Genomic DNA, 17438 nt, shown 5'->3' with positions numbered 1-17438 from the left:
TGTTGGGCCGTTTTCAAAAGACCACCACGGAAGCCCGCCTCCGACTGGTTCGTCGCGCTGAGACAGCCATGCCGGCCACCGAGTCCGCACTGCAGCAATTTCGCGTTGCTAACAAGATATCAGGCAAACGATAGGCGCGCGGGAAATGTCGCAGATCCTACGTGACAAGCGCATTTTCGTAACGTAGGATTTTTGCAAATCGAATAATCAACAACCCGGCGGCCTGTCAGGCGGCGGATTCATTCAGGAGAGTCAACATGTCGTTGCAATCCCGTGCTTCCCTCGCGCTTGGCAAATTTGCCGCGGCCCTGGCGTTTGCTGGACTCGCCGTGTCGGCCTCGGCCGACACCGTCCGGGTCACCGTCGCCCACTACAGCGATGCGACCGCGCCGTACTTCGAGAAGATGGCCCGCAACTTCGAAAAGGCCAACCCTGGCACGACGATCAAGATCGAGGACGTGAACTGGGACACGCTGCAACAAAAGCTGCAGACGGACATTTCCGGCGGTGCCAACGCGGACCTCGCGATCATCGGGACGCGTTGGCTCCTCGACTTCGTGAAGGACGACGTGGCCGAGCCGCTCGACAGCTACATGGGCCCGGACTTCAAGAACCGCTTCATCGCCCCGTTCCTGGCCCCGGGGCAGATCAACGGCAAGACCTATGGCCTGCCCATCGCGGCTTCCGCGCGCGCGCTCTACTACAACAAGGACATGCTCGCGTCGGTGGGTTATCCGGATGGTCCCAAAACGTGGAACGACGTGATCGATGCATCGAAGAAGCTGAAGGCGAAAGGCATCGCGGGCTTCGGGCTGCAAGGCAAGGAGATCGAAACGGACGTCTACTTTTACTACGCGCTGTGGACCGATGGCGGCGAGGTTGTCAACAAGGCGGACAAGGCCGCATTCAATTCGCCGGCCGGCGTCAAGGCCGCGACGATGTACAAGATGATGATCGATGAAGGGCTTACGCAGCCGGGCGTCACGGGCTATAGCCGCGAGGACGTGCAGAACCTTTTCAAGCAGGGCCGCGTCGCGATGATGATTTCGGCGCCGTTCCTCGCGAAGCAGATCAAGAAGGAAGCGCCGAACCTCAAATATGGGATCGATCCGATTCCGATGGGTACGACGCATGCGACTTACGCGGTCACCGATTCGATCATGATGTTCAAGAACTCGAAGGTGAAGCAGACCGCGTGGAAATTCCTCGACTATCTGTTCACGAAGGAACCGCGCGTCGAGTTCACGAGCACCGAGGGTTTCCTGCCGACCACGAAGGCCGAGGCCGACGATCCGGCCTTCAAGGATCCGGACACCAAGGCGTTTGTCGCGCTCCTGCCGACGGCCCGCTTCGCCCCGACCGTCACGGGCTGGGAAGACACGGCGAAGGCCGTGACGGACGCGATGCAGTCGATCTATCTCGGCAAGGCGAAACCGGCCGATGCGCTGAACGCGGCGGCCGCCAAGGCCGACAAGTCGCTCGGTCATTGACGTAACGATGTCACGGCGGGTGGCCTGGCGCGAGCCTGCGCCGCCTGTCCACGCACGCAATTTATGGCCCATCTCTCCTATGACCAAACCGGTGTCGGCCGCCCGGCAGCGTCGCGCTTCAATCAGCCATGGCTGCTGATCGTGCCGAGCCTCGTCCTCGCGCTTTTCATCATCAGCTACCCGATTTTCAACATTGTGTACCAGTCGGTGCATGATGTGTCGCGCTTCGGGGCGATACGCGGCTTCAACGGCCTGCAGAACTTCTACGACGTATTCAGCGATCCGGTCTTTATTGGCTCGGTCAGGCGCACGCTCGTGTGGACAGCGTGCGTAGTCGGTGGCACGGTGCTGCTTTCCGTACCGGTCGCGCTCGTGCTCAACCAGGATTTTTACGGGCGCGGCGTGGCGCGCACGATCGTGATGCTGCCTTGGTCCGTTTCGTTGACGATGACGGCCGTCGTCTGGCGCTGGGCGTTCAATGACGATTACGGGATGGTCAACGTCACGCTGCAACGGCTCGGGCTGATCAACGGGGCGATCCACTGGCTCGCGAGGCCCGAGATCGCTTTTCCGGTGGAGATCGGCATTGGCATTCTCGTATCGATTCCCTTCACGGTGACAATCCTCCTGGGCGGTCTCTCTTCGGTGCCGGCCGATATCTATGAAGCCGCGCGCATCGAAGGCGCGAGTGCATGGCAGCAGTTCCGCAAGCTGACGCTGCCCTTGCTGCGGCCTTTCGTGAACATGGCGATCCTGCTGAATGTCATCTACGTCTTCAATTCGTTTCCCATTATCTGGGTCATGACGCAAGGCGGACCCGATGAGGGCACACATATCCTCGTCACGTACCTCTACGAGCTCGGCTTCAGACTTGGGCGTCCCGGTCAGGCGGCGGCGGTATCGCTGATCATGCTCGTCATGCTCTTTGTCTTCACGGTGATCTACTTACGGCTGCAGCCTAAGCAGGGAGGGGAATAATGGACGACCCCCACACTCACTTTCGTTCGCTGCCCCCTCCCACACGGGGACTTCCTCAGGGGGCCCCCGAGAGGGTGCCCCCTTCGGGGCGCGAGGGGGCGGATGCCTCCCTTGGGGCGGCCCGGCAGGAGGCATCGTGAATGCCAAGCTGAAACGCACCGTATGGTGCTGGCTCGCGCTATCCCCGCTGATCGTGATCGTGCTGTTCCCGTTTGCGGTCATGCTGTGCACTGCGTTCAAGCCGGCCGATGAGATCTTCGTCTATCCGGCTCGCTGGCTGCCCGTGCATTGGCGCTGGGAGAACTTCGTCGAGATGTGGGATGCGGCCAACTTCGGCGTCGCGTTGAAGAACAGTTGCGTCATCAGTTTTCTCTCGACATCGCTCGCGCTGGCCGTCAGTGTGCCCGCCGCTTATGCACTCGCGCGCTTTCCGTTCGCAGGGCGCGGCGTGTATCGGCAGTTCCTGCTCGTCACGCAAATGCTTTCGCCGATACTGCTCGTGGTTGGCCTCTTCAGGCTCGCTGCGATGATTCCGTATGGCAACGGCAACCTCGTCGATTCGAAGCTCGGTGTAATCGTCTCCTACGCTGCATTCAATATCGCGTTCGCGGTATGGATGCTGTCGTCCTACTTTCAGACCGTGCCGCGCGATCTCGAAGAGTCGGCGTGGCTCGAAGGGTGCGGACGGACGAAGGCCGTCTTCAAGGTGTTCTTGCCGCTTGCCGTGCCTGCGATCGTCGTGACCGCGATCTTCACGTTCATCAGCGCCTGGAACGAGTTCGCGGTGGTCTATACGCTGATCCGCTCGCCCGAGAACAAGACGCTGACCGTGCAGGTGACCGACATGGTCGCCGGCAAGTACACGGTCGAATGGCATCTGGTGATGGCAGCGACGCTTTGCGCGACGCTGCCGGTTTCAGTCGTCTTCGCGTGGCTGCAGCGGTATCTTGTGAAGGGGCTGGCGCTGGGAGCGGTGAAGTAGGGGAACTTCACATCGCGTTGCTTTAGTTGCGGTAGTACCACCGTCTAGATGGCGTGAGACCCAGCGCCGCGCAAAACGAGTTGTTCCGGGGCGACTACTATAGGGAAACCGCCCCCGCTCGAGATAGGTTCGCCATGCGTGCCAATGATGCTTTGCCTCAGCAAGCCAGCATACCCGTGTTCCAAATGAGGGGCGATGCGTACTCATTCGGTAACGACATCATTGCATTGCGCTGGGCGGTCAAGGATGCACGTCTCGCCGAGTTTTCGTTGATCGATTGCGCACGGGACCGCACGCTGCCCATCGTCGCGCCCTTCGCGCTGTTGCTCGCTGACGGAAGCCGCGTAGGCCTGGATGAGCTAAGGATCGTTGCGCCGGTGAGCGAAGCTGCGCTTGTACCCAACCCTCACTCATCCCGCTTGGCCGAACGCATCGCTGGTCGAAGCGTGCGTGCGACGCTTATCGACACTGAAGGGCGTCTACGGGTGGAATGGAGCCTGGAGCAGCGCGACGGTTCGCGGTATCTGCGTGAGCGCTTAGCGGTTACGGCGCTTCTTGGGGACGAAGAGATCGCTGTCGTTTCATTGCTGACGACGCGTGCTGCCGATGCGCAGGCCAGTCGCGAACTAAAGGGCACCCCTGTCATTGCGGGAAACTTCTATCTCGGCTTTGAGCTGCCGATGGCAGTAAGTCATGTGGATGGCGACAGCGTCAGCTTTACCCTGCAATGCTCGTCGCCGCTGAGAAAGGACAGAACGCTGGTCTGCTCGGCAGTGGCAGGCGTAGCGCCCGACGGTCAGTTGCGGCGCGAGTTCGCCACCTATCTCGAACGGGAGCGGGCTCGCGAGTATCGTCCCTTTCTGCACTACAACAGCTGGGGCGACATCGGTTACCTGACGCCATACACACAGGCACAAGCGCTGGAGCGCATCGAAACGATCGGCCGCAAGTTGCATAGCGCGCGCGGGGTGCAGATCGATTCGTTTCTGTTCGACGATGGCTGGGACGATCTTGGCGGCGGATGGCATTTCAGTAAGGAATTTCCGAATGGCTTCCTTCCGCTGCGCGACGCTGCGGCACAATACGGCGCTGCGCCCGGCGTATGGTTGTCCCCTTGGGGTGGGTACGGACCGCCGAAGCAAGAACGCGTGACGCGCGGCCGTGCCGCCGGGTATGAGGTCATCGATGACGGCTTTGCATTATCGGGCCCGACTTACTATCGACGCTTTCATGAAATGGTGATGGCCTTGCTGGATAAGCACGGCGTAAGCCAGTTCAAGTTCGACGGCACAGGCAACGCCGACAAGGCGTTTCCAGGTAGCCTCTTCGATAGTGATTGGCAAGCGGCGATTCACCTCATCGAGGACGTCCGCGCGGCTAAACCCGAAACCTTCATCAGTCTCACGACAGGGACGCATCCGTCGCCGTTCTGGCTACGCTATGTGGACGCTATCTGGCGCGGTGGCGAGGACGACGGTTTCGCGGGAACCGGTACTGACCGCGAACGCTGGATCACGTACCGGGACGCCCAGACCTATCACAACGTCGTCGTGCGCAGTCCGCACTTTCCGCTCAATTCGCTAATGCTGCATGGCATCGTCTATGCGCAATGCAATCCGCGCCTCAATTCGGCGGTAGGCAATGGTTTCGCCAACGAAGTACGGTCCTACTTCGGTAGCGGCACGCAATTGCAGGAGCTGTACATTACGCCGTCGCTGCTGAGCGAAAACGATTGGGATGTACTCGCGGACGCCGCCAGATGGGAGCGCGCGAACGCAGATGTTCTGCGCGACAGCCATTGGATCGGCGGGGCACCTGACCAACGGGCGGTATACGGTTGGGCGGCGTGGACGTCGCACAAGGCGATCGTCACGCTGCGCAATCCAGACAGCCGTGCGCGACGCTTCGCGGTGGATCTGCGGCGACAACTGGAGCTGCCGGCGGCCGCGGCGGGACGATTCGTTTGGCGTCGTGTTTGGGGTGCAGGGGATTCCGAAATTCCTGCGGTGCTAGATGCAGATCTGCCAGAGGAAGTCGAGCTCGCGCCGTTCGAAGTGCTCACGCTGGAACTGTTGCCGATCGATCGAGCGGAGCTATGAAGTGGATGAGGCGTATCCTCGACATCGGCCCACTGCGGTTCCGCTAACACGGTGTATCCGCCAGTTGCACCGGCTTCGCCTGAATCTGGTGCAGGTCGAAAATGAGCACCTCGTTTTCACCTTGGGCAAGCCACGGCGCGGGGCAATATAAGCGCCTTTGCGGACCGATATTCCAGTAGCGTCCGAGATTGTGCCCGTTGACCCAGACGACGCCCTTGGTCCAGTTGCTCATGTCGAGCCAGGTGTCGCCAACTTCATTCAGCCGCAAGCTTGCCTTAAAAAAGAGGCCGGGCTTCAGCGGATTCACACACCTTTTCTTGAGGTTGGCGATAAACGCTTCATCCATCGGCAGCAGGAAAACTTCCCAGCCCTCGAGCAAGGAGAGCGACCCGTCAGCGTTTTTTATCCCGACCGGTTCGAGCAGGCCTTTGCGGTCGACGATCGCGGGGCCGAAGTTCACGCGCCCCATGCCCTCGACGAGGATCTCCAACGATACGGGGTCGCCACGGTTTGACTCGTCCTCGGGCAACGACGATGGAAGGGCGAGCGGTGCGCGGTGCATCAGGTGGAGTGGCTCAGCGTAGCTCTGCGGGGTCTGCGCCCTCGACACGCCGCCCACATAGTGTTCGTCCACAAAAACGGTCGCGTAGTCATGAACACTGCTGATATCCATGACACCGTTCGCGTACTCCTCCAGCCGCGTGCGGTAAAGCACGAAGCCAAATGCCTGACCGTAGCGCTCAAAGGACTGCGGATCGACGCTCTGTTCGCGCGGCAGTGCCGGGGGCAGGTTGTCCCAGATCGACGCGTAGACCGTTGGCATCAACGCATCGGCACCCGAGCATTCAAGCGTGGCGATCGCGTCAGGTATATCCGGCAACGGCTCACGCAAGTAGCTGGCGATGATGTTGCGGTACTTTACGTACTTCGGCGTCGCCACGCCCTGCTCGCTGATCGGCGCCGAATAGTCGTAGCTGGTGATGTCGGGTTGATAGTTGCCCGAACCGTCCACGTTCGCGCCGGCATAAAAACCAAAGCTCGTGCCGCCGTGAATGACATACAGATTGAACGACAGTTTCGACTGCATGAACGCCCTCAAGACGTCGGAGAGGTCATAGTCCACCCCCGCGAAATCTGATTCGCCCCAATGGGTGAGCCACCCTGGGTACACCTCACCCGCCATCGCGGGCACCGCGGGGAATTCGCGGCGGACAGTGGCGATTTGTGCCGCGTCTCCATTGCTCAACGCAATTGCACCGCCGGTCACCGTGGTGCGATTGCGTTGGAGCTGCGCGAGACCGTCTTCCGTATAGAACGGCCCCGTTACGCCGCCTTTGAGCCAGAGCTGCCTGAGCTCTTCGAGGTAAGCCGGATTGCTCGCGCACGAACCGAATTCATTCTCGATCTGGATCATCAGGATCGGTCCGCCGTGCCGGATCAGCAATGGCTTGATGCGAGGTATCAGTTCGTCGATGTAGCGAGCCACCGCCGCCATGTAGTGCGAATCGGTGGCCGAGTCGGTCCTCAACTGGATGTCCGGATCGCTCAGCAGGTATGACGGGAGGCCTCCCAGATCCCATTCTGCGCAAACATACGGCCCCGGGCGCAGCAGGACCCACATCCCTTCGGATTGGCATAGCCGGATGAAGGCCTCGATATGGCGGTTACCGCTCTCGAAATCGAACACGCCTCTACGCGTCTCGTGGTAGTTCCACATGACGTACATGGCGATGCAGTTCATCCCCATTGCCTTGGCCATGCGGATCCGGTGTTGCCAATACTCGCGCGGGATGCGGGCGGGATGCATCTCGCCGCTGCGAATCTGGAGAGGCTCGCCGTCGAGCAGGAAGTGCTCGCCGTCAGGGGCGAAAGAGAAAGTGTGCTTGCGTTCGAGGGGCACGACGCACTCACGGTTGGCGCCTGGCGCGATGTAAGCCAGTGATGTAAGCCATGGAAGGGTAAGGCCAGTATAGTTGGAAATTTCCCGGTTAGGCGTGGGCTGAAATCTTGCACCACGGAAGGCGCTTTCTTCGCTTTTCCCGCAGCCACAGCCATCAGACCGCGCAACGGTTCACATGGCGAAACGCCCGTGACGGATTTTGAATCGACACACCGCATCGCTATCGCTCATGAAAGGCGTCTTTCGTTCGCTGAACAATCGCAACTACCGGATCTGGGCAGCCGGCGCGCTGATCTCGAACGTGGGTACCTGGATGCAGCGCACGGCGCAGGACTGGCTCGTGCTAACGGGGCTCACGCATCGTAACGCGACGGCGGTCGGCATCGTCATGGCGCTGCAATACGGGCCGCAGTTGCTGTTCCTGCCGTGGACCGGATTCGCGGCCGACTATTTCGATCGGCGGAAGTTGTTGCTGGTGACGCAGGCGGCAAAGGGCGTGCTCGCCTTGATGCTCGGTCTGCTGACCGTGTTCGGAGCGGTGGTGCTTTGGCATGTCTATGTGCTCGCATTCCTGCTCGGCACGGTCAGCGCGTTCGATCAGCCGGCGCGGCAGACGTTCGTCTATGACCTCGTCGGCGATACAGACCTGTCGAACGCAATAGCGCTGAACTCGACATCGTTCAATGCGGCCCGGTTGATTGGGCCGGCCGTTGCGGGCGTCGTCGTGGCGGCGGTAGGATCCGGCTGGGCGTTTCTGGTCAATGCGGCGTCGTTCGTCGCGGTAGTGTGGTCACTCACGCTGTTGCGGCGAGACGAGCTTCATGCGCGCGTGAGAATCGCGCGCACACGTGGCCATTTCGGCGAAGGTCTTCGCTACGTCTGGGAGCACCGCGAGCTGCGCGTCACCGCGATCATGCTCTTCCTCATCGGCACCTTCGGGCTCAATTTTCCCATCTATATTTCGACGATGTCCGCATCCGTGTTCCACGTCGGCGCGGACCGGTTCGGTCTGCTGATGTCGATGATGGCGGTTGGCTCGCTGGTCGGTGCTCTTTTGGCCGCGCGACGGGAACGGCCGACGTTCGGTCTGCTGCTCGCCGGCGCCGCCGTATTTGGCGGCGGGCTGCTGATGGCCGCGCTAATGCCCGATTATGTGTTGTTCGGCTTGGCGCTGATCGTCGTCGGCGTCGCGGCCCTGACTTTTACGAATTCATCCAACAGCCTGATGCAACTGTCGGCTGAACCGAGCATGAGAGGCCGCGTGATCGCGATCCGCGCATCGATCGCGCTGGGCGGCACGCCAATTGGCGCGCCGATCGTGGGGTGGGTTGCCGATCGGCTCGGGCCGCGCTGCGGTGTCGGTGTGGGGGCGGCGGCGGGTTTTGCTGCCGCGATGGTGGCGGCACATTACTTGTGGAAGCACCGGCGATCGCAATCGAGCTTCAGCAAAAGCTGGTGAGCGTCGGCGAAGGAGTTTCCGCCCACGCATACGCTCGCTATGCGGCAAATGCCGCGTCGCGAGCCGGTCTGTTTGGGGCGAGGCGATGAAGCGGACATCGCCGACTCTGGCGACGTTTCCCCTCGCGTTGTCCCTCTTTGTCACCAAGACAAACCCTGCCGATTGTTGTAGGTCTCGTCGTAGCGACGTCCCCACCACGGCAGGTAGGCGTCCCCCTCGCCTCGCGCCCTGAACCAGTCCGCATCGGGATCAATCGGGTTCGGTTTCTCGGGTGGAGTGATCACGGCCGCGACTGGTTCGTCAGGGTTAGTCGTGCCCGCCACCAACACACGTTCTCCGAAGTGATTCGCGCGGCCGATCGCGAGCACGACGTTGGTGAGTGCACTGCCGGCACCCATGTCGCCGAGCAAGCTTGGGGTATTGAACGTCTGTTTCTGGAACTCGAATTCCAGCAGCGTTTCCGTCAGCGTACGGCCAAGCGTGCCGATACGGCTCGAAGCCTCATCAGTGCCCATGCCCGCGTCGTGAATGATGTAATCGATGTTGTCGGTTGAACTGTTCGCGTTGCGCGCCGCCGCGGCGATTGCCGCCTTCCATGCTTGGACCGCTCGGGTTGTGCCGGCCTTCTTTTCGTAGTCGCCGACGTTGGCCGTCGCCGCTTTGCCGATCCAGGCCAGCGGCGCGCGCTCCGTCTTCATCTCCGGACCGGCTAGGATGAGTAGCACCATGTTTTCATTGAGCTGGGCGTCGTTCGGTGGGAAGCTCGGTGCGTCCCAGTTCATTACCCAGACGCTTTCTTGGGGGTGCGTTTGCAGATAGTCGAGTGCGGCGTTCAGTGAAGTGAAGCCTGCGTTGGCGCCCCCTTGGGTGATCCGGACGTCGGGTGGCGTGTTTTTGCTCCAAAGGTCGGGGAACCCCTTGCTGCCTATATTGAAGTAATCCACCATTTCATCGCGCAAGAACGCTGCGGCCTCGGTCGCGTCTAGGCGATCAGAAGGAATCGCCAATTCGACGTGTATGCCGGCGAGTTCCCGCCATTGCCTACGGTCCTCCGGGCCGACCGTGTAGAAGTACTTCGGATTCATTGCGTATCTGTCTGCAAAGAGCAGGAGAAGCTTGTCGATGTACTTGTGGTAGAAACCCTTGAATGTTTCCGAACCCTCATTGCCATAGACGAGGGCACCTATTGGCCGAAGTGTCGAGAATTTTTGTGGCTTGGTACGTACCATGTCGTCGTCCTTGTTCGGCTTCACGAGACCAAGCGTCCATAGGATTTGCCACTCTGTTGGGTAATCACGACGCTGTAGCGGGTTCAGCCACTCGAGCCCCACCACCTGAGCTACGAACGGCTTGGGCGCGTCCGTTGGCGCAGGCTTGGTAGCAACAGTTTGAGCTGTCGCGGTATTGGAGATGCAAAGGACAAAATATGTGCTCAGCAGAAGAACACAAACGCCTACCATGAAAGGAAAATGCACCAAACGCTTCATGAGGTCCTCATCGCTTACGGATTGTGGGTCAACGTTCGTAAAGATCATCCAGGTCAACGTCGCCGCGCTCGTCAGCAACATCGCAACGATCGCTAATACGAGCCGCCGTTGCCACGTTCCAATCAACGATTTCATAGAAAGTCTCCGGCGTTGAGGAAGAGCTCGCCCTCGCGCTGGTCCTGAATCTTTGTCGGCCTAACGACCTCAGGATCGCTACAGGCCCAGTCGTGCAGATGCTGATCGTTGAATTTGCCTGTCTCGAAGTACTTCGAGTACTTTTTGACGGGATTGCTGTCGCTCAATCCATTACAGAATCGCCAGTCAGCCTCGATGCGCAGAGTCTTCCAGTCGCGCTCCGACAGGTAGCAAAGGCCAATCGCAATGTCGAAAGCTAGCGCCTTTTCCGCATGCGTCGGATTGGTAAGGATCGTCGAGTGGTTTGTTGGATTATTTTTGATGCCGTCTTTCAGGATCTTGCCGATCTGCCCGTTGCGCCATCTCTTGTATTCGAGCGTCGCCTTGGCCAGATCGTCTTCGCCAAGTACCTTGCCGTCACGGCTGACCCAGCCCTTCGTGGCGCCGAAGTTCTCATTTCGGCGAGCCTCCTGGCGCATCAGCGCGTGGTCCTCGTAGCGTTGCGCCGCCTCGGATTCCAGCGTTCCTTGTCTTTGCAGCGCCGGGTCGCTTGAATGAAAGGTGTCATAAGGGTCATCCGCGTTCTTCTCACCCTCACTCTTTTGCGCATTGCGCGCGGCAGAAGGCGGGTCGTAGGTTTCGTTGAACCGACTCTTCAACCCATCAACGACGATCTCGGACACCCGCCCATAGCGCATCGCTTCGGGTTCGAACGGCTCATCGAGCTTCGGCGCATCAACCGGGATAGTCCATCCGCTCGGTGGATCGGCGTTTATTCGCGGCTTTACGACCAGGGTAGCAAAATAGAGAATCGGCGCCGACGCCAACGTGCCAAGCGCCGCCAGCGGATTTTCATTGGCGCGCAATGCCCGGAGGAGCCCGAACTCGGCACTCGGCGACGGTGGATACCAAAATCCCTTCTGCCGGTTCACCATCGCCCGCCAGTCGTCTTCCCAATAGCGATACGTAGGGCTGGCAGTCGGATCCTTTCCGACTACCCACCCCGATGCGAACACGCGCTGCGTGAAGACACCCTGACCGCCGGTCCGCTAGATCTCCTCGGCGCTCATGCCACGCCAGCCGATGCCTTGCACGGTCGTCGCCGAAATCACCTGATCGTGCGGGCAGCAATAGAGCGTCACGCGGCCAAGCGTGTGGCCGTTCAGGCCGTGACTCGTGCGGTCGTCGCCGGCGCTATACGGCTTACCTTTCGCAGACGTCCGTTTGTTGCCCATGTCTTCGTCGAGTTCACGCGCATCGGGCTCCAGTGCCGCGCGCTTGCGCAATATCTCGAAGAAGGCTTTCAACGTCTCAGCCCGCGCGTTGAACGTCGCGCGGCCGCGGTTGCCATCGGCGTCGCGCACCGTGCGCTGCGCCCAGTTCTCCATGCCCAGCTTTTCGACGAGGCTGTCCGGTGCATTGGCCAACACGTAGGCGTCCGCCACACAGCTTCCGGCCTTGCCCCATGGATCGGTGACATCGGACATCCTGTCCCCGAGAAAGGCGGCCGCCAGCCCGATCATATTGCCCTGGCTGTGACACACAACAGTAATAGGCACATCGGCTTGCTTCTCTCGTATCGATTTGATCAGCTTGGCGAGCCGTAGCGCCGCCATCACCATGTAGGCGCGCGGCGGGGTCTGATAGACCAGGCGCGGCGTGGAATTCAACGCCTGCACTGTGATCCAGCCGAAGATTCGATCGTCGAGCCCGGGGCTCCACAGATCGGCCAGACTCGAGCAGCCATTCGCAAACGGGCCGCCGCCCCAGTAGTTGTGCTCGTTGAGAAACAGGTTCGCGCCGTAGTCCTTGAGATCCTGCTGGTTCGCCTTGTAGCCCCAGCGGAAATGGATCACAGGCGAGAACGACGGATCCGGCTTGATGTAGCTATCGGGCAGCAGGTCGGGGTTGATGTACCCGTCCGGTGTGAGACTTTCCATATAGCGGACCGGTGACATCTGGCCGGCCTCGACGCCTCGATAGGCGAGCTGGTCGTCCAAACGCCCCAACCTCCGGTTCAGGCCTTCGCAGAGTCCTTCCTCTGCAGCGGTGTACCACTCGCCCTCGGAGTTCACGCCGTGCACGAAGATGACGACGCCCGGCAATGGCATCTGTTTGACGCAGATCAGTTCGTTGTCAGTGCCAAAGAGGGTGACGCCCTCCACGCGGCCGACCAGGATGCGAGGCGGCTCGGCACTCTTCTTGGCCGATGTCTCGGCCGCATTGGAATTCGGATGTGTCATGTGTTTGCGTTCCCCATCGTCAATTTGCTTGCGCGCAGCACAATTTCGATCGATGAGCGCAATTCGACTGGAACGGCAAATCCTTCGCACCCGCTTTGTATCAGCCGTCGGTTGTGCATCTCTTCTTCTCCCGCTTTGTTGTTACACCTATGTCCGTTGAATCGCCCGGATCGCGCAGATGCGGCCCACGAAGCGGACCCGGGCTGGGCGACGCAAAAACATAAGCCGCGAAAGTTGGTGGGAGACCTTAGTGCGCTGAAATTAGGACGAAGAGACACAACCGCGCGCCCTGAATGGATCGAGCGACGTCATGCGAATTGGCTAATGGCGCTGGTGTCGACCGCCTGGTTCGTATAGATTCACGGGATAACCGACCCAAGAGCCTCTCGATGATCGACTTGTCCGCCGTTATTGCCGTCTTCTTCATCTATTTAGCCGGGGTCGTCATACCCGGGCCAAATTTCGTGGCGGTGGCTCATACCGCGGCTTCCAGAGGGCGCTCGGATTCCCTCGCGCTCGTCGCTGGAGTCGTAATCGTCAATCTCTTCTGGGCGAGTTGCTCGATCCTCGGTGTCGGCCTCGTCTTTGCGGTTTTTCCCTGGTTGGCGGTGATCGTCAAGCTTGCAGGGGCCGGCTACCTTCTCTGGTTCGGCTTGCGCCTGATCGTCTCCGCGCGGGCAAACAGCGAGAGTCGGATGGAGGTGCAACAGCGCACCGGCTTGTATGCCGCGTTTCTGCAAGGCGTCGCGACGAACATCACAAACCCGAAATCAATTGCGTTCTTCGCCGCGGTGTTCTCTTCAGCCGCCCCCGCGCATGTCTCCGCGGCGACATTCGCTGCCATGCTTGCAATGGTGTGCGTTACGGCTACCTCTTGGTACGGGCTCGTCGCAATCGTTATGTCGCATCCGAGGGTCGCATCGGCTCATCGACGCGCGCGTGGCGTCGTCGATCGCGTATGTGGCGCCGTCATCGTCGCGCTCGGAATAAGGCAACTGATTCGTTGACGGATGGGGTCAACGGAGCTAAAACTCACCGGTTGCCTGCCAAAGGAGATCGGTCATGCCCCGTACCGTCAAAGAAAGAAGAGCCGCCTTCCGAGCCCTGCACGAATCAGGCTGTTTCATGTTGCCGAACCCCTGGGACATCGGTAGCGCACGATACTTGCAGACGCTCGGCTTCAAAGCGATCGCCACGACCAGTTCCGGTTTCGCGTGGTCGATCGGTCATGCGGACAACGCGTCGCCTCGCGAAATGGTGCTGGCGCACTTGCGCGAACTCGTCGAAGCAACGGATCTGCCGGTCAACGCGGACTTCGAGAATGGTTTCGGCGCCACGCCCGCCGAAGTTGCGCAAAGCGTCAAGCTCGCCGTCGATACTGGCGTCGCGGGATTGTCGATCGAAGATTCGACGGGAGATGCCGCATCGCCCCTGTTTTCGGTTGAAATCGCAGTCGAGCGGATCAAAGCGGCACGACGCGCGATCGACGAGAATGGCGGCGATACTTTGCTCGTTGGACGCGCCGAGAACTTCGTGGTCGGCGTATCCGATCTCGCCGATGCCATCGCGCGGCTCAAAGCGTACGCCGCTGCCGGAGCCGATTGTCTTTACGCACCGGGCATCAAGACACGTGAGCAGATCACCGCCGTGGTTTCGGCGGTTGCCCCGAAGCCGGTGAATGTATTGGTCGGCTCGACCTCGGAATTCACGTTGCAAGATCTCGCTTCGATGGGCGTGCGGCGCGTCAGTGTTGGTGGAGCGCTCGCGCGCGTGGCGTGGGGCGGCTTCATGCGCGCGGCCCAGTCATTGGCCGATGGTCGATTCGACGGATTTGCCGGCGCCGCATCGGGCGCCGAGCTCAACGACGTGTTCAAGGTTGGCGGCCGGGGCGAGTAGCTGCTGGATTCGCCGCCCGATCGTTCGAACACCGGAACACCACTTCGCCGGAGCAGGCGACAAAGCCGAGAGCCGGCGCGTGACGCCATTGCTGCTCGATCCGCAATGCGATCGATCGGCGCGGGAGCGAATTTGGTCCGCCAGCACATTCCCGATAGTCTGCGGCGCGCGGCGCATGTCATCGCCGCGCAGGCGAGCCCGTGCGACGAGCTCGTCATACGCTCGCAACCGGCCGGCGCCGGCCGGCCTTGTCAACGGAAGCGCCTCGCATTGGCCGCGACGATCCTCGGCTCGAGCATGGCCTTTATCGACGGCTCCGTCGTCAACGTCGCGCTGCCGTCCATTCAGAGCGAGCTCGGCGCAAGCGTAGCGGCAATGCAGTGGGTGGTCGATGCGTACCTGCTCTTTCTCGGCTCGCTCGTGCTGGTGGGCGGGGCGATGGGCGACAAGCTCGGCCGCCGCAACGTGTTCATCGCCGGCATCGCGCTCTTCGCGCTCGCGTCGATCGCCTGCGCGCTCGCGCCGCATGCAGGCTCGCTCATTGCCGCACGCGCAGTGCAGGGCATCGGAGCGGCGCTACTCGTCCCGAGCAGTCTCGCAATCATCGGCGCTGTATTCTCCGGCGAAGAACGCGGACGAGCGATCGGCACCTGGGCGGGAATCGGCGCGATCACGTCGGCGATCGGTCCAGTGGCGGGCGGCTGGCTCGTCGATGCGTTTTCGTGGCGCGCGATCTTTTTCATCAACGTGCCGCTTGCCATCGCGACGAGCGTTCTGGCCGTCTGGTCGGTGCCCAATAGCCGCGACCCCGATGCGTCGCAACAGTTGGACTGGCTCGGCGCCGCAACCGCGGCCGCAGGGCTCGGAGCCTTCGCCTTCGGTCTGACCGAGGCGCCGACGCATGGGCTAGGCCATCCGCTCGTGCTCGGCGCGATCGGCGCAGGTGTGCTGGTGTTGGCCGCGTTCATGGCAATTGAAGCGAACAGTCGCAATCCGATGATGCCGCTCGACGTATTCCGCTCGCGCGATTTCACCGGCGCCAACCTCGTCACGTTGCTGCTCTATTTCGGGCTCGGCGGTGCGCTCTTCTTCTTGCCGTTCACGCTGATCCGCGCGCACGGCTATACGGCAACGGAAGCGGGTGCGGCGCTATTGCCAGTGCCCGTCATCATCGGCTTGCTTTCGCGCCTGACCGGCGGCTGGACGAGCCGTTATGGTCCGCGCTGGCTGCTCACGGTGGGGCCCGGCATTGCCGGGATCGGATTTGGAATGCTGGCGGTGTTGTCCGTGCGCGGCAGCTATTGGGCCAGCCTTTTCCCTGCGCTGGCGGTGCTCGGTCTCGGCATGACGATCACGGTCGCACCGTTGACGGCAACCGTGATGGGTTCGGTGCCGGGCGAACGCGCCGGCGTGGCATCCGGTATCAACAATGCCGTTGCACGCGTCGCGAGCCTGCTTGCCGTTGCCGTGCTCGGCATCGTGTTCCTGTGGACGCATCATGCGACGCTGGCGGCACGGCTCGATCAGCTGCACGTGCCGCAGGACGCGCGCCGCTCCGGGCAACTGCTTGAACCGAACGCGCAATCCATGGCGCCGCCGGGTGCCGCGCATATGCCACCTGGAACGCCTCTCGCCCGCGCCGAAGCCGAAGCCATCGCCGAGGCGCTGCGCGCAGTCGCGCTGGTGTGCGCCGCATGCGCGTTCGCGGGGGCGGGCCTGGCAGCAGTGACCATTCGCCCCGGCACCTATCCAAGCTCGACCTCGTAGAGCGGTATCTACAACGGTTCGACGAGCCGCCGATCGCTTTTCGCGCAATATTCGTGGCAGGCCGTCCGCGCGGCCGCCGCCGCGGCGTGCACGAGACGCGATGCATCGGCGCGACGCGACATCGACACGACGATCGACGGGGGCGTGGGCTGGAGCGGCAATTCGACCATTTCTCCGGATTCGATCAGTGCGTCGACAAAGAGCCGCGGGATCGCCGCGACTCCGAACCCGTCGCGCACGAGCTGGACGATTACCGAGATCGACGGCGAGCCGGTAATGCGCGTCTCTCCGAGCGGGACGCCGTTCGCGCGCGCGAGCGTGGCGACGATGTCTTCGAGCGCGCGATGCGGGGCGGTGCCGCGGCCGAACGTGAGGATAGGGTGCTCGAGGACGCGCTTTGCAAGACCGCTGCGTGCGACTGGCACCAGGCCCGCGCGCGCAATCCAGTGCACGGGGTAGTTCGCGAGCGCGTCGCAAACGACGCTGGCTTCGTCGCTGCCCTCGACGCGGACGATCAGATCGAGTTCTCCCCCCATGAGCCGGCGCTGCAGCACGACGCTGACGTCGACATTCAAGTCGATGTCGAGATGTGGATAGTCGATCGAGAGCCGCGTCATGTATTGAGGCAGCCAGCTATGCACGACTGTTTCGATGACGCCGAGTCGCAGCTTGCCGCGCACGGCGCTGTCGCTCGCCGCTGCCGCCTGCAGCTGGCGCGTGGCATCGACGACGGCTTTGGCGTAGCCGAGCAGGTACTCGCCATTCGGTGTCAGGCGAAACTCACGGCTTTCGCGGTCGACGAGCACTGTCCCCAGTTCGTCTTCGAGCGCCTTCACGCGCTGTGAAATCGCGGCGGGCGTTGCGTGCAGCTCGGCGGCGGTCGTGCGGAAGCTGCGCAGCTTCGCCAGAGCGACGAAGGTCTCAAGGAAGCGTGTGTTCATGGTGAAGAACGAAGCAATCGACGCGGAGACTGCACGCTACAAAATCTTCACGAGACTAGGG

At 61.5% G+C, this 17438-nt stretch carries 11 protein-coding genes and 1 pseudogene; 8 read left to right on the top strand and 4 right to left on the bottom strand.

Features of this window, described 5'->3' with window-relative positions; translation table 11 throughout:
* Nucleotides 1–257: 257 nt before the first annotated feature.
* From AB4Y31_RS20555 to AB4Y31_RS20540, 4 genes are all read left to right on the top strand, one after another.
* Nucleotides 258–1490 (top strand): ABC transporter substrate-binding protein, encoded by a 1233-nt coding sequence (locus tag AB4Y31_RS20555; RefSeq protein ID WP_018440141.1) that lies wholly within the window; start codon nt 258–260, stop codon nt 1488–1490.
* Nucleotides 1491–1553: 63 nt separating this feature from the next.
* Nucleotides 1554–2468, top strand: a complete 915-nt coding sequence (locus AB4Y31_RS20550) for a carbohydrate ABC transporter permease (protein WP_018440140.1) — start codon at nt 1554–1556, stop codon at nt 2466–2468.
* Nucleotides 2469–2604: 136 nt separating this feature from the next.
* Nucleotides 2605–3450, top strand: coding sequence for a carbohydrate ABC transporter permease (locus tag AB4Y31_RS20545; protein ID WP_368675539.1), 846 nt, complete (start codon nt 2605–2607; stop codon nt 3448–3450).
* A 134-nt stretch (nt 3451–3584) separates the two neighbouring features.
* Nucleotides 3585–5549 (top strand): enterotoxin, encoded by a 1965-nt coding sequence (locus tag AB4Y31_RS20540; RefSeq protein WP_368675538.1) that lies wholly within the window; start codon nt 3585–3587, stop codon nt 5547–5549.
* 43 nt (nt 5550–5592) lie between these two features.
* Here the strand turns inward: AB4Y31_RS20540 and AB4Y31_RS20535 are convergent, their stop codons facing one another.
* Nucleotides 5593–7449 carry a beta-galactosidase gene (locus AB4Y31_RS20535; RefSeq protein WP_368675537.1) on the bottom strand — a complete coding sequence of 619 codons (1857 nt, stop codon included), beginning with the start codon at nt 7447–7449 and terminating at the stop codon, nt 5593–5595.
* A gap of 229 nt (nt 7450–7678) precedes the next feature.
* Here AB4Y31_RS20535 and AB4Y31_RS20530 point away from each other — a divergent pair, with 229 nt between their 5' ends.
* Nucleotides 7679–8908 carry an MFS transporter gene (locus AB4Y31_RS20530; RefSeq protein WP_368675536.1) on the top strand — a complete coding sequence of 410 codons (1230 nt, stop codon included), beginning with the start codon at nt 7679–7681 and terminating at the stop codon, nt 8906–8908.
* Nucleotides 8909–9048: 140 nt separating this feature from the next.
* Here the strand turns inward: AB4Y31_RS20530 and AB4Y31_RS20525 are convergent, their stop codons facing one another.
* Both AB4Y31_RS20525 and AB4Y31_RS20520 read right to left on the bottom strand, forming a co-directional pair.
* Nucleotides 9049–10530, bottom strand: a complete 1482-nt coding sequence (locus AB4Y31_RS20525) for a virulence factor (RefSeq protein WP_368675535.1) — start codon at nt 10528–10530, stop codon at nt 9049–9051.
* Nucleotides 10527–12773: pseudogene (locus AB4Y31_RS20520) on the bottom strand (hypothetical protein). Before AB4Y31_RS20520 ends, AB4Y31_RS20525 begins: the two are co-directional and overlap by 4 nt.
* A 389-nt stretch (nt 12774–13162) precedes the next feature.
* Here AB4Y31_RS20520 and AB4Y31_RS20515 point away from each other — a divergent pair.
* The 3 genes from AB4Y31_RS20515 to AB4Y31_RS20505 all read left to right on the top strand — a co-directional run bounded on the left by AB4Y31_RS20515 (nt 13163) and on the right by AB4Y31_RS20505 (nt 16436).
* Nucleotides 13163–13780, top strand: a complete 618-nt coding sequence (locus AB4Y31_RS20515) for a LysE family translocator (RefSeq protein ID WP_368675534.1) — start codon at nt 13163–13165, stop codon at nt 13778–13780.
* Nucleotides 13781–13835: 55 nt separating this feature from the next.
* Nucleotides 13836–14669: an oxaloacetate decarboxylase gene (locus AB4Y31_RS20510; protein WP_368675533.1), complete on the top strand. Its 834-nt coding sequence runs from the start codon at nt 13836–13838 to the stop codon at nt 14667–14669.
* A 105-nt stretch (nt 14670–14774) separates the two neighbouring features.
* Nucleotides 14775–16436 (top strand): MFS transporter, encoded by a 1662-nt coding sequence (locus tag AB4Y31_RS20505; RefSeq protein ID WP_368675532.1) that lies wholly within the window; start codon nt 14775–14777, stop codon nt 16434–16436.
* 8 nt (nt 16437–16444) lie between these two features.
* On the opposite strand, the gene AB4Y31_RS20500 is transcribed toward AB4Y31_RS20505, so the two are convergent.
* The gene (locus tag AB4Y31_RS20500) at nt 16445–17377 is read right to left on the bottom strand and encodes a LysR family transcriptional regulator (RefSeq protein ID WP_368675531.1); all 933 of its coding nucleotides are present in this window, start codon (nt 17375–17377) and stop codon (nt 16445–16447) included.
* Nucleotides 17378–17438 lie beyond the last annotated feature (61 nt).

Origin of the sequence: Trinickia sp. EG282A (genome assembly GCF_040965455.1) — a bacterium.
GTDB classification, from domain to species: domain Bacteria; phylum Pseudomonadota; class Gammaproteobacteria; order Burkholderiales; family Burkholderiaceae; genus Trinickia; species Trinickia symbiotica.
Note: the sequence above shows the minus strand (reverse complement) of the source record. Positions and strands in the feature narration are given on the sequence as shown.